At 66.3% G+C, this 12,987-nt stretch carries 11 protein-coding genes; 8 read left to right on the top strand and 3 right to left on the bottom strand.

The genetic code is table 11. From position 1 onward, the window contains the following. Positions 1–67: 67 nt before the first annotated feature. The 3 genes from AC5P7R_RS18415 (at position 68) to AC5P7R_RS18425 (ending at position 5,097) form a co-directional block, all read left to right on the top strand. Positions 68–2,530 (top strand): S9 family peptidase, encoded by a 2,463-nt coding sequence (locus AC5P7R_RS18415; protein ID WP_227852257.1) that lies wholly within the window; start codon positions 68–70, stop codon positions 2,528–2,530. A 165-nt stretch (positions 2,531–2,695) separates the two neighbouring features. Next, positions 2,696–4,528, top strand: coding sequence for a M3 family metallopeptidase (locus AC5P7R_RS18420; RefSeq protein WP_478436575.1), 1,833 nt, complete (start codon positions 2,696–2,698; stop codon positions 4,526–4,528). Positions 4,529–4,776: 248 nt separating this feature from the next. Continuing rightward, positions 4,777–5,097, top strand: a complete 321-nt coding sequence (locus AC5P7R_RS18425) for a hypothetical protein (RefSeq protein ID WP_058981328.1) — start codon at positions 4,777–4,779, stop codon at positions 5,095–5,097. Positions 5,098–5,110: 13 nt separating this feature from the next. On the opposite strand, the gene AC5P7R_RS18430 is transcribed toward AC5P7R_RS18425, so the two are convergent. Then, positions 5,111–6,094, bottom strand: a complete 984-nt coding sequence (locus AC5P7R_RS18430) for a hypothetical protein (RefSeq protein WP_134730856.1) — start codon at positions 6,092–6,094, stop codon at positions 5,111–5,113. Between the two features lie 138 nt (positions 6,095–6,232). Here AC5P7R_RS18430 and AC5P7R_RS18435 point away from each other — a divergent pair, with 138 nt between their 5' ends. Beyond that, entirely contained in the window at positions 6,233–7,198 is a 966-nt protein-coding gene (locus AC5P7R_RS18435) for a DUF2268 domain-containing putative Zn-dependent protease (protein ID WP_134730854.1), read from the top strand. 47 nt (positions 7,199–7,245) lie between these two features. After that, positions 7,246–8,076 carry an SGNH/GDSL hydrolase family protein gene (locus AC5P7R_RS18440; RefSeq protein WP_134730852.1) on the top strand — a complete coding sequence of 277 codons (831 nt, stop codon included), beginning with the start codon at positions 7,246–7,248 and terminating at the stop codon, positions 8,074–8,076. An 89-nt stretch (positions 8,077–8,165) separates the two neighbouring features. Here the strand turns inward: AC5P7R_RS18440 and AC5P7R_RS18445 are convergent, their stop codons facing one another. Next, entirely contained in the window at positions 8,166–8,711 is a 546-nt protein-coding gene (locus tag AC5P7R_RS18445; protein ID WP_019660345.1) for a thioesterase family protein, read from the bottom strand. A 69-nt stretch (positions 8,712–8,780) separates the two neighbouring features. Here AC5P7R_RS18445 and AC5P7R_RS18450 point away from each other — a divergent pair, with 69 nt between their 5' ends. The 3 genes from AC5P7R_RS18450 to AC5P7R_RS18460 all read left to right on the top strand — a co-directional run bounded on the left by AC5P7R_RS18450 (position 8,781) and on the right by AC5P7R_RS18460 (position 10,530). Further along, positions 8,781–9,362 carry a TetR/AcrR family transcriptional regulator gene (locus AC5P7R_RS18450; RefSeq protein ID WP_164144610.1) on the top strand — a complete coding sequence of 194 codons (582 nt, stop codon included), beginning with the start codon at positions 8,781–8,783 and terminating at the stop codon, positions 9,360–9,362. Positions 9,363–9,406: 44 nt separating this feature from the next. After that, the gene (locus tag AC5P7R_RS18455; RefSeq protein WP_459390076.1) at positions 9,407–9,787 is read left to right on the top strand and encodes a VOC family protein; all 381 of its coding nucleotides are present in this window, start codon (positions 9,407–9,409) and stop codon (positions 9,785–9,787) included. Positions 9,788–10,011: 224 nt separating this feature from the next. After that, positions 10,012–10,530 (top strand): hypothetical protein, encoded by a 519-nt coding sequence (locus tag AC5P7R_RS18460; RefSeq protein ID WP_164144608.1) that lies wholly within the window; start codon positions 10,012–10,014, stop codon positions 10,528–10,530. A gap of 46 nt (positions 10,531–10,576) precedes the next feature. Here AC5P7R_RS18460 and AC5P7R_RS18465 read toward each other — a convergent pair whose 3' ends face one another. Beyond that, complete coding sequence (locus tag AC5P7R_RS18465; RefSeq protein ID WP_478435915.1) at positions 10,577–12,688, bottom strand: TonB-dependent receptor family protein; 2,112 nt, start codon at positions 12,686–12,688, stop codon at positions 10,577–10,579. Between the last annotated feature and the right edge of the window lie 299 nt (positions 12,689–12,987).

Raw genomic sequence — 12,987 nt, forward strand, 5'->3', positions numbered from 1 at the left:
ACCCCTGCGGTGCTAGATTCGGGTTCATGCCCGATTCCGGGTACCCATTCACACCCAGGGGATAAGGATGCTGATCCGTCGAACCTCTCTGGCGGCGGCCGTTGCCGTTGCCACCGTCGGCCTGCTGGCCGCTGGCCCGGCGCTTGCCGACTACGCCAAGCCGCCGGAACACCTGCTCAAGGTGCTGAAGGCACCGCCGCCGCCGGCGCCGAACGTGGCCCCGGGTGGCCAGCGCCTGCTGCTGACCACCGCGCAGACCTACCCGTCGATCAGCCGTGTCGCCCAGCCGTACCTGAAGCTGGCTGGCGTGCGCCTGGAACCGAAGAACCGCAGCCGCCATGACACCCCCGGTGGCTACGGCATTCCGGCCTGCGTGGCCGACTTCACCCTGGTCGACATCGGCAGCGGCAAGGAGACCAAGGTCAACCTGCCGCAGGGCTGCGCCACCGGCGCGCTGTGGTCGGCCGATGGCAGCCACTTCGCCTTCCAGAATGCGGTCGATACCAGCGTGCAGCTGTGGGTGGGCGATGCGGCCACCGGCCAGGTGAAGCAGGTGCCGAACGTGCAACTGAACCCGATCTTCGGCTACACCGTGCAGTGGCTGGGCGGCAGCCAGAATCTGCTGGTGAAGCTGGTGCCGGCCAACCAGGGCCCAGCACCGTCCAACGGTGGCGTACCGACCGGCCCGGACGCGCAGGAGTCGCTGGGCAGCAGCGGCGAAAGCAGCACCTACGAAGCCCGCGACACGCTGACCAGCGTGCATGACGAGAAGCTGTTCGCTTATTACGGTGCCTCGCAGCTGGCCGTGGTCGATACCGCCGCCAACAGCGTGCGTCCGGTCGGGCAGCCGGCGCTGTTCAACGAAATCAGCGCCGCACCCGATGGCGTGCACGTGCTGACCGAATCGATCAAGGCGCCATACTCGCATGCGGTGACCTACCAGCGTTTCGCCAACGACGTGGCCGTGCTGGACATCGCCAGCGGCAAATCCACGCCGATTGCCAGCCTGCCGCTGGCCGACCGCGTGCCGGTGCACGGCGTACCGGAAGGCCCGCGCGGTTTCGACTGGCGTGCCACCGATCCGGCCACCCTGGTCTATGCCGAGGCACTGGACAAGGGCGACTGGAAGGTCAACGTGCCGCACCGCGACCGCGTGCTGATGCTGAAGGCCCCGTTCAACGGCAAGCCGACCGAAATCACCCGTACCGCGCAGCGATTTGAGGGCTTCGCATGGACTGCCGATCCGGCCGTGGCGTTCCAGTTCGAGAACGACGAGAACCGCCACTGGATGCAGACCCGCATCGTCGATGTGGACCAGCCGAAGAAGGAAGGCCGCCTGCTGTGGGACATGTCCAGCGATGAGCTGTACGGCAACCCCGGCAACCTGGTCTTTACCCGCCTGCCGAACGGCGCACAGGTCGTGCGCCAGGAGGGTAATCACGTGTTCCTGAGCGGCCGTGGCGCCTCGCCGCAGGGCGACCGTCCGTTCCTGGACCGCCTCGACCTGGGCACGCTGAAAAGCGAGCGCCTGTTCCGCAGCAGCGCCGATGCCTACGAGCAGTTCCTCGGTTTCAGCAACACGCCGGGGCGCTACCTGACCTGGCACCAGTCGGTGATCGATCCTCCGAACGCCTTCATCCGGCAGCAGGGTGAGGCAGTGGCTGATGCGAAGACCGGCGAGGCGCAGTTCGCGTCCACCGCGACCGCGCTGACCAAGCTGGTCGACCCGACCCCGGAGGTGCGCCAGATCAAGAAGCAGCTGGTGACCTACAAGCGTGCTGACGGCGTGGACCTGTCGTTCACCCTGTACACGCCGCCGGGCTACAAGGAAGGCCAGCGCGTGCCGGCGATCCTGTATGCGTACCCGGCCGACTTCGCCAATGCCGCGCAGGCCGGCCAGGTGTCCGGTTCGCAGCAGACCTTCACCCGCCTGCAGCCGTACCGCCTGATGCTGCTGGCCGGCTACGCGATCATCGACAACGCCTCGTTCCCGATCGTGGGTGACCCGAAGAACGCCTACGACACCTACCTGGAGCAGCTGGAAGCCGACGCCAAGGCGGCGGTGGACAAGGCCGTGGACATGGGCGTGGTCGACCGCAACCGCATCGGCGTGACCGGTCACAGCCATGGCGGCCTGATGACCGCCAACCTGATCGCGCACACCAAGCTGTTCAAGGCCGGTGTGGCGACCAGCGGTTCGTACAACAAGACCTTCACCCCGTTCGGCTTCCAGAACGAACGCCGCTCGGTCTGGCAGGCGCAGGACGTGTACCTGAAGGCCTCTCCGTTCTTCTATGCCGACAAGATCAAGCTGCCGCTGCTGCTGGTCCACGGCGAGGACGACGCCAACCCGGGCACCGAGCCGTTCCAGTCGCGCAAGCTCTACCAGGCGATCCGCGGCAACGGCGGCACCACCCGCCTGGTGATGCTGCCGAACGAACCGCACTGGTACACCGCATTGGAATCGAACGAGCAGCTGGTGGCGGAAATGCTGAACTGGTTCGACACCTACGTGAAGAACGCCAAGTAAGGGAACAGAAAGGCCACCTCCGGGTGGCCTTTCTGTCTCGGGATGTGAGTGGGCAGACGGCCTGGATCCGGATGCGCAATCGGGAATCGGGAAGCCACCTGCCATGCGGCATGCGGGGCCACCCGGGCTGCTAAGCTGGGAATGGAAACGGACCAGGAGACATCGATGCATCGCAATGGAATGCGCGCCATCACTTTTGTCATCGCGACGCTGTTGGCCGGGATGACACACGGAGTGGAAGCGCAGGCTCTGCGGGCAGATGACCGCAGCTACTTTGGCAGCGCCTCCCTTGAACGTGAGGCATGGCAGAACCTCGAGCGCAGCACCGATGCCCTCAAGGCCCTTCAGGCGCCGCCAGACGTGCGGTTCCAGCAGGCCGAGCAGCTGTATGGCGAGTGCCTCCGGCACCATGGCTACCTGCATCTTCAGGCAGCGCGCAATGCTGATGATGCCCGGCTGGCCAACACCCAGGGCGAAGTGGCCGACACATGTGGACGCATCGCGGCGATTGCCAAGCAGGCATTACGTGATGCGCCCGCGCAGGCTGCCGGGATCGAGCCGCATGCCGACCTGCGTGAACGGGCGTTGCGGGAGGGTGTGCAGCCGGCCAATGCCGCGCTGGTGGATGCGGTCGACACGTTGGCCGACCCGGCGCTGGACAGCTTCGGGCGACTGCACCGGCAGCTGCTGCAATCGGCGCCCTTTGCGCGCTTCGAACATGAAGGCGGCACGTTTGACAGCCGCACCGATGCGCGAGCCCTTTCCCGCCTGCCGGACCGTTCACTGCGCGAAGCGGCATGGCGTGCTTACTGGCAGGGAATGGCGTCGCGGCGCCGCGAAATGGCAACGGTGCTGCTGGGCCTGGTCCGCCTCAACGAGCAAGCGTCGGAACTGCAGGGCGATGGAACTGCGCCTGACCGCAGCTACCGGCACATGGGCCTGGATCAGGCCGCCGTCGACGCGACACTGGCGGCAGTAGCGCGCCACGCGCCGCTGCGACGCAACTATCAACAGATGCAGTTGACCCATCTTGAGCGCATGGGCCAGGCCTCCCCAAGGATCTGGGACATGGGCCTGCCTGATGCGGGCTATATCCCTCCGCCGCTTGACCTGGCGCAATTGCGTGATGCGGCAGCGGCATCGATGCAGGTGCTGGGGCCGGACTACGTGACAGGGCTGCGCGGGCTGCTCGATCCTGCGGGCGGACACATGGATCTGGGTGGATCGGCAGGGCGGCGCGCGATGGATGCGTTTTCGATCAGCGCCCCTGGCGCGCCTTCGCTGCTGTTCGTTGGTCATCGACAGGGCGATCTGGAGGGGGATGTCCAGATCGCTCACGAAGCCGGCCATGCCATGCATGGGCAGTGGATGCAGCGCGGTGGCGCATCCTCGTTCCACCGCAACGGCAACAAGTGGTTGACCGAGGCCTTCGCCATCTACAACGAACTGAAGTTCCGCGATCAGCTCTATCGGCAGGCCAGCGATCCACGTGCCAAAGCGTATTACCTGAAGTCGTTGCTCGATGACATCATCCTGCAGCTGTTCGTATCGTCTGAAGAGGCCGATCTGGAACAGTCCATCTATCAGCAAGTGGCCGCCGATGAGGTTGGCAACGCAGACGCGCTTGATGCGCTGACGGTGAAGGTACTGGGCCGGTATGGGGGCGCATCGGAGCAGTATCCCGAGCTGCGCAGCACCTGGGTATCCAAGCGGTTGATGTATGAGGATCCGCTTTACCTGGCCAATTACCTGTATGCCGGATTGATTGCGGTGCAGCTCTTCGCACAGGACCAGCAGGATCCGGAGGGATTCAGGGAGCGCTACCTGGCCGTCCTGGGCGAAGGGTTTGATCGCCCGCCGCAGCAGCAGGTCGAGCAGTTGCTGAATGCGAAGCCCGACTGGCCACGCCTGGTCGAGCAGGATCTGGGCATCTTCCAGCAGTACCTGGCGCAGCTGCAGGTACTGCACGCGGAAATCGAGCGCCAGCGCGGTCGCTGAGGCGACAGCCTGCTGCTGACCGGCACCCGGGTGATGTACGCGGTGCGCAGCGAGCCGGACGCGCTTTCCGCGGTCCTCGACTCGGCCAGCAATGCGCTGGCCGCGCGCGAAGCGAACCGGATGCGGCCCCGGGGTGACCTCGTGTCATTGGCCGTTGCGATTGCGTAACCGTATGTGATGCGGGTGCAATGGCGTGCGGAAGCTGCGATACGCTGCAGGCCTGTTGCTGTCTGCCAGGGGTTTCACGAATGAAGTCCAAACGTATCGCCGCAGTGTTGGCGCTGGTGATGACGCCGATCCTGCATGCGCAATCACTCCCCTCCGAACTGGCGCAGCTGGGCATTGTTGCCGGCATGCCTTATGCCAAGGCCAAGCGCCTGATGGATGCGGCAGGGTGGCAGGCGAGTCCGGTCCAGGGCGCGCCTGAGTCACTCGAGGGCTTTCCGGAAGTTGGATGCCAGAAGGGCGCCAAGCAATGCGCAACAACCTTCGAAAAGGGCGGGCAGCAGGTCGCGATGCGGCTGGGCACTACCCTGGCAGGGCAGCCGTTCGTACAGGGCGCTGATTGAGCGCCTGCTGCGCTCACGCCAGCGGCAGACGGTCCTGCGCGTGCGACAGGCGGTCGTGCAGCGCACGCACGTGCTCGGCCTTGGCATGGATGCGCGCGGTATCACCGAAACTGCGCAGGTAGGTGCACGCGGCAAAGCCAGCGCTCTTCTTTTCGTATTCGGCAATCCAGGCCAGACGGTCCGGGTTGTTGGCCTGTTCGGCTGACCACGCGGCCACCGGTGGGCGGATGCGGTATTTCAGGCCGACGCGCCAGGGCTTCGGTGTCAGTCGCGCACGGAAGCAATGCTGCAGCCGGCACATGCGCGCGTACAGGGCGTCGGTACCCAGCGCCTTGAAGAAGGCCTGCAGTTGCTCGTCCTCGGGCGAGAAGGTGGCATGCATGACCAGCACGCGTAGTCCGGCTGGCGTGCGGTAGGCGCGCAGATGCCAGTCCGGATGCTGTTCGCTGAAGGCCGCGACCCGCTGCAGCGCCACACCTTCGGCGCCACCGGCGGCGGCCAGCCGCCGCCTGCGCTGCATCAGCATCGCGGCATTCACCAGCACTACGGCCGCCACGCCCAATACCAGTCCCACCAGCCAGTGCCACAGCAGGGTGCCGACGATGGCGCCAGCAAACAGCAGCGCTGCGGCGATGACAGCGGGCATCACGCAACCCGCCGGTGGCTGCGCATGGTCGATATCGGCGAACAGCACGTCAGGGGTATTGAGGCAGAGCGCACCGTAGCTGTTGCGGGTGATGATGACGTCGCCGTCGCGCTGCACGATCTGCTCGCGGATCGGAACGCCCTCCACGCCGTAGTTGCTGCGCACTTCGCGACGCGGCAGCACCTGCCCGGCGAGGATGGCATTGAGGGCTTCGTTGGCGCGGCGGTCGGCGTGCACCTGCGCCTCGGCAGGGCCTTCGTCGGACCAGCCGAAGCGGCGCACGACCACCGGCCGGCCACGGAAACGGGCCTGCAGGCGGGCTTCGGCCCAGTACGCGGGAACGATCATCATCGTGCGGTGCTCCATCTTCCATGGCAGGTGCCGAAGCGAGTCTGGCACAGCGCCGGTGCGCCCGCATCCGCCTGCTGCAGTGGGCCGGGCGGAGTGATAGATTGCGCGCTTCGCATGCACTCCACCAAGGACGGAGCGATGTTCATGATCCTGCGCGGCCTGTTGGCCCTGGCCTGTGCCGGGGCGGTAGGCGTGGCCACCGCAGCGGTACCGGCAGGGCCGCAGATCCTCACCGAGGATGTCAGCCGTTTCTATGCACTTTATGACAGCGCTGGCGGCAAGCCCAGCGTTGCGCAGCTGCGTGGATACCTGGCCGAGGGTTCGGCGGGCCTGGCCGAACTGGCGAAGGTGCGCCGGGTCACCCCCGAGCGCATTGCCGAGTCCATCGCCAAGCAGCCGGAACTGTATGCGCAGGGACGAAGCTGCCTGGCCGAACTGCCAGCGGTGAAGCAACGCCTGACGCAGGTGTTTTCCAACCTGCAGGCGATCTACCCACAGGCCGCGTTTCCGCCGGTGACCATCGCGGTGGGCCGTGGCCGTCCGGTCGGGCTGATCTCGAAAAGCGGGGTGATCATCGGCCTGGAAGCGCTCTGCGCAGCCGATTTCATGAATCCCAATGTGCAGGACCGCTTCGTCCACGTGATCGCGCACGAGTACGTGCACATCCAGCAGACCGGCCTGACCGACTTCGAGCCGGGCGATCCGCATGCCACGGTGCTGCGCGTGTCGTTGGGCGAAGGCATCGCCGAGTTCATCGCCGAACTGATTTCCGGCAACGTCGGCAACGGGCGCCACGCGGCCTGGACCCGTGGCAGGGAAGTGCATATCGAAAGCGCCTTCGCGCTGGATCTGGACAGCACCGATCTGTCGCCGTGGCTGTACAACTACAAGCCGGGCTCGCAGGAGCCCTATGACCTGGGCTACTGGGTGGGCTACCGCATCGCCAAAGCCTACTACCTGCAGGCCAAGGACAAGCGTGACGCGGTGCGCGCGCTGATCCAGCAGGACAACCCCAAGGCGATCCTGGCTGCCAGTGGCTGGACGCCCGGCATGTGGATGCCGGCCAAGGTGACCGGCGTGGCAGCGCGCGCGGCAGCACGCTGATTGCAGGCCGGGGCGCTAGACTGCCACCGTGAACCGGGAGAGTCTCCATGCGTATTCCTGTAGTGCTTGCCGGAACGTTGGCCATCGCCTTCAGCATTGGCTTGACCGTTCCGACCGCGGCTGCTGAAACGGGCGCGGTCAATCCGATGCTGCTCAAGCCCGTAGAGCAGCTGCGCCCTGATGAGATTCGTTTCATGCAGCAGCGCCTGGCTGATTGGCCGCAGCTGCAGCACTATCGTGATGCCAACGCGCGACTGCCCGCGGCGGCGCCGGGCCAGCCACGCGTGGTCTTCTTCGGCGACTCCATCACCGAAGGCTGGGGCAGGGAAGGCAGCGCGGCTTTCTTCCCCGGCAAGGGCTGGCTCAACCGCGGTATCAGCGGCCAGACCACGGCACAGATGCTGGTGCGCTTCCCGCAAGACGTGCTGGCGCTGAAGCCACAGGTGGTGGTGATCCTGGCCGGTACCAACGATATTGCAGGCAACACCGGTCCATCCACGCAGGCGATGATCGAAGACAACCTGCACGCGATGGTGGACCTGGCCCGCGCACATGGCATCGCCGTGGTGCTGGCATCGGTGCTGCCGGTCAGCGATTACCCATGGATGCCCGGGATCGCGCCTGCGCCCAAGGTGCGTGCGCTGAACACGGCGTTGAAGCGCCATGCCGATGCACAGCAGCTGGTCTATCTGGACTACCACACGCCGATGGCCAATGCCGCCGGCGGACTCGATCCGCAGCTGGCCGAGGATGGCGTGCATCCTACGGCGAAGGGCTATGCGGTGATGGCGCCGCTGGCCGAAGCGGCAGTCAAGCGCGCGCTGCAGCAGAGGTCGCAGCGGCAGGCAGGCTTGTCGACCACCACGTATCGAAACTGATCAGCAGCGGATCTACCGCCCTGTACTGGGGCATCAGCCTACTGCGGCGCGGCGGAAAGCGCCCCATGCAGGTCGCCCCCATCTGTGCCTCAGGCATCGTCCTGCTTCAACGCCGCATCGGCCGCCAGCAGCGCCTCGGCGGCTGCACTGAGCGACGGCGACGGTGGGGCGACCACGCCGATCGCTTCCATCATCTTCGGCATGCCCAGGAACTGGCGCGCGCGGCGGTCGTAGATGCCGGTGACCAGCAGCGCACGTGTGGCGATCTTCTGCTCGGGCCCGATCAGCACGCGCTGCTCCATGATGCCGCGCGAGCCGACCCAGCCCACCAGGCGCGTTTCCAGGGTAAAGCGCTGGAACGGCTTGAGTTCGCGGCGGAACTGGATGGTGCCGGCACCAACAATCGGCGCCCACTTCTCGCGCAGCGCCACCCGGCCCAGGCCCATGCGCAGGATCAGGTCCAGCCGGCCCAGATCGAAGATGTTCCAGTAGCGGCCGTTGGTCATGTGCAGGTTGCTGTCCAGGTCGTTGGGCAGTACCCGGAACTGCAGCCGTGAGACCCCGAACGGGGCCTCCAGCTTGGGCCGGAACAGGCTGCAAAGCAGTAGATGGAGCAGGCGGAACCAGAGATTCATGGCTATGACGACTGTTATAGAACGGCCGGTACGCTAATCTATGACGACTGTCTTAGCAAGGCGATCGCCGTGAGTCCACGACCCTCTGATGCCCCGCAACGGGTGATTGATGCCGCAGCACAGATGCTGGCGCGGGTAGGCCTCAATGCCACCAGCATTCGTGAGGTGACCAAGCTGGCCGAGGCGCCGCTGGGCTCCACCTACCACCATTTTCCTGGCGGCAAGCAGGAACTTCTGGCGCGCGCCACCTACATGGCCGGCGATAAGGTGGAGGCGCTTCTCGTCGAGCTGTTGAAGGGAGGGGCGGTGCAGGGCCTGCAGCAGTTCCTGGCAATGTGGCGCGAGCGCCTGCTGCGCTCCGGGTTCCGGGCGGGCTGCCCGGTACTGGCCGCTGCCGTGGAGGAGCCGGTGGAGGCAGTGCCGAGCCAGCCCCGTGCAGCAGCTGCTGAAGTGTTCGCACGTTGGCAGGGCCATCTGGCCGCAGCCTTCATTGCCGACGGCCACGATCTGGTCGCCGCGGGTGGGCTGGCCAATCTGGTGATTGCCAGTGTGGAAGGTGCGGTGGCGATGTGCCGCGCACTGCAGGACATCGCCCCGTTCGACCAGGTGGCCGCGCAGTTGCTGAAGGCAGTCGCGCCACCTGCACGCTAGAATCGGCCTGAACGCACGACTGCGTGCCCGGCAAGGATGTCTGCATGTTGCACCACCTTTCCCTCGGCGTCCGTGACCTCGACGCCGCAGGCCGCTTTTACGATGCCGCACTCGCCACACTGGGGTTTCGCCGGGTTTTCGAGGACGAGACCGCGATCGGCTACGGGTTGGTCGAAGATGAGGACGCGTTGTGCCTGAAGCTGCGTGATGACGCAGCAGCGCCGGGCCCCGGTTTCCACGTGGCGTTCGCTGCGGTGTCCGCAGCGGCCGTGGATGCGTTCCACGCAGCAGCCATGGCCAACGGTGGCACTGACAACGGTGCGCCCGGACCGCGCCCCGATTACGGTGACTCCTACTATGCGGCGTTCGTGGTCGACCCCGAGGGCCATCGCATCGAGGCGGTGACCAAGGCGCGGCCGGCGTGAAGCAGCCGGGCATTCCGGCGCCAGCCCGCTGAAGTTGCCAATCGCATGCCGTAGCGCGTCATGGCCCATACCAGGCCGGCGATCGGCCAGCGCCCGTCCGCCCCTGGTACTCCCCAAGCCGTAGAGGCACGCGCAGTTTTCGATCCTGCCCGACTCTGCGCTATTATCCGCCGGGGGCCTCGGAACGTGGCCCGGCTTCAACCAACCCTGACAAGGACAAGCGCATGGATGTCGCTGCACGCAGGAACAGGACGTTGTTTCGTTGGATCATGGTGACGCTGCTGGCGATACTGATGCCGTTTGCAGCGCTGGCGCAGCCCGCAGCCGGGCAGGCCGATGGCGCCGAAGCCGCCACTGCCACGGAAGAGGCGCAATGCCGCGCCTGCAGCTATGAACGCATCGGGCCCAAAGTCGATATCGGGCTGGTTGCATTAGTGTCGCTGCTGGTGGTGGGTCTGCTGATCGCAGCGTCGCGGGAATGGGGCAGCACGTCGCAGCGCTGGACCTGCCGCACGCTGGCTCTGTTGCTGGTGGGCATCGGCCTGGCGTTGTTGTGGTGGGCTGGCAGCGTCGTCTACCTGGGCTACAACCCGTGGCAGGAAATGGCCGCCCCCGTCGGTGGCTCGCTCACCTCGACACTGCTCACTACCTCACCGAAGTGGCTGGCGGCGCTGGTGTTGATTGGTTTCGCGCCTTCCATCTGGAAGCGCAGCGAACGCCTGCCGGCCTGGCGTATCGGCTGACCCTGGAATGACGGCGCCGGGTCAGACCCGGCGCCGCCTGCGGCCCTCAGTCAAAGCGCCAGCGCACGCCCGCATAGACGCCACGGCCTTCGCCTGGCGTCGAGCGCGCGACATCCTTGCCGGCGTCGTCGTAGCCCGGCGTGACCGTGGCCGCGTAGTGGCGGTTGCCGATGTTGCGCATCTCCGCCCAGGCCTGCCAGCGACCACCGGGTGCCTCGTAGCCGATGTGGCTGCCGAAGATCACGTGGCTATCGGCCCAGTAGCTGTTGGCGTAGTCCACCGCGATGCGCGAGGCGTATTCGCTGTTCAGCGCGGCGTACAGGCCGGAGGCATGATCGAAGCGCAGCTCGGCCTGGTAGCTATGGCGCGGCAGGCCGGGCAGGCGGTTGCTGCCGAAGCGTGCATCGTGGCGATAACGGAAGTCGCTGAAGGTATACGCCTGGCGCAGTGACAGGCGGCCCGGTGCAGCCTGCCACAGCGTGCTGTCCAATCCGGCTTCGATGCCACGGTGCACGGTGGGGCTGGCGTTGTTCTCTGCGATGAACAGGTTCGGTACCGGCTGCAGCTCCACGCTCAACAATTCATGGTTCACGTGGGCGTAGTAGCCGGTCAGTTCCCAGCGACCCAGCGCCGCGTCACCGCGCGCGCCCAGTTCCAGCGTGGTGGCGGTCTGGTTCTGCATCGGCACCGGCGCGCGCTGGCGGCCGCTGGACGGGCCATTGCCTGGCCCGAAGTACTGGTTCGAGCCCCAGATCATCGACCACGGGTGCGGCGCCTCCACCGAGCGGCTGAGGTTGCCGAACCACTGCGTCTGCGCGCTGTGCTGCCAGGTGAAGCCCAGTCGCGGCGCGTAGTCCCAGTCGTGGTCGCGCAGGCGGCCGCCGCTGCTCGGCCAGGTCACCTGCACGTCGCGGCGGGTGCTGATCAGTGCCAGCCCGGTCTGCATGCGCAGGCGGTCGTTGAAGGTGAGGGTATTGCCGACGTGCAGCGTGCTGTCGGTGCCGTGGTGGCGGAAGTCACGCGTGCGCGTACCGGCGGCATAGCCGTTGCTGGCAAAGCGCAGCGACTCGCGCACATCGGCGTCCAGATCGTGGGTGACGCGCAGACCAACCGTGGTTTCGCTGTCCAGGCCGAACAGCCGGTGGCGGCGGCGGTAGTCCAGCGTGGCGTTGAGGTTGGCGTAGTCCAGCTGCTGGCGGTACAGGCTCTCGTTCAAGTCCATCGGGTACGTGTGGTAGACCAGCCCGGCCTGCAGCGAAGAATCCTCGTCGATCTGCAGCGTGGTGACATTGGCCACCCAGGTGCTGCCCGGCTGCGGGCGGCGCGCATCGATGGCCAGGTTGGCCGCGTTTGCCGCATGCGGATCGTTGCGGATCTGATCGCGGGTCAAGCGACCGGGCGTTTCGTGATTGGTTTCGCGGTAGCGCACGAAGAAACGCGTCTGCAGGTCGGGCGTGATCTGCCAGCCGATGTTGGCCATCGCGCCCTTGCCGTCGCCGCGCGCATGGCGCTGATAACCATCGAACTCGGTATCGGTGTAAGCCAGGAAGTAGTCGACATCACCACTGGCGCCGCCCCAACTGATGCCGCGCTTCTGGTAGCCACGGCTGCCGGCTTCGTAGTGCAGCTGCACGCCCGCCGAATCACGTCCGCTGCGGCTGACGTAATCGATGGCACCGCCGAGTGCCAGCGCACCACGTTCGAAACCATTGGCCCCGCGCAGGACTGCCACGCGCGAAAGCCACAGCGGTTCCAGCAGTTCGTAAGGCGTGCCACCCGGGCCGGTCAGTGGCAGCCCGTCGATCGACACCGCAATGCCTGAGGCATGCGCGCCGGGGCCACGGTTGATGCCCGAGCCCCGGATCGAGATCTTGGTGCCCTCATTGCCCGGCGACTGCGCGCTGATGCCCGGTTGGTAGGCCAGCACATCGGCATTGCTGGACAGCCGGCTGTCGGCCTTGGCCACGTCGATGACGTTGCTGGCGCCGGGTACACGCTTCAGTGCCTCGCGCGCCTGGGCACTGGCATCAGTGGCAGCGGTGACGTGCACGGCATCCAGCGTGGTGGCCTGTGGGGCCGCAGCGGCGGTGGAAGCTAGGCCGAGGGAAACGGCCAGGACCAGCGGTGATCGGGTGGGGCGGTACAACGAGAGCGACATGCGGGAATGCTGTAAACCACGAAATTTGCGCGCAAGTTAACAGGTCGACGGCGCCACGTCACCCATCGGCGGCGTATGGCCGCCCGCCGCGTTCCTGTAGAGCCGAGCCCGCGCTCGGCTAATCGCGCAGCGCCGGTTGTCTGCCATCGCGACGAAGAGCAGCCGAGCATGGGCTTGTATGTTCCTCCCGGCTCCTACGCGGTATGTAGGAGCCAGGGTGGAGGGACCGTCAACATGATATCTGCGGATAGCAGCCGACAGACGAGCCGAGCGATCCCCATCCCGCACCTTAACGTCGA

The organism is Stenotrophomonas sp. YJH_SMC_27, assembly GCF_059369815.1.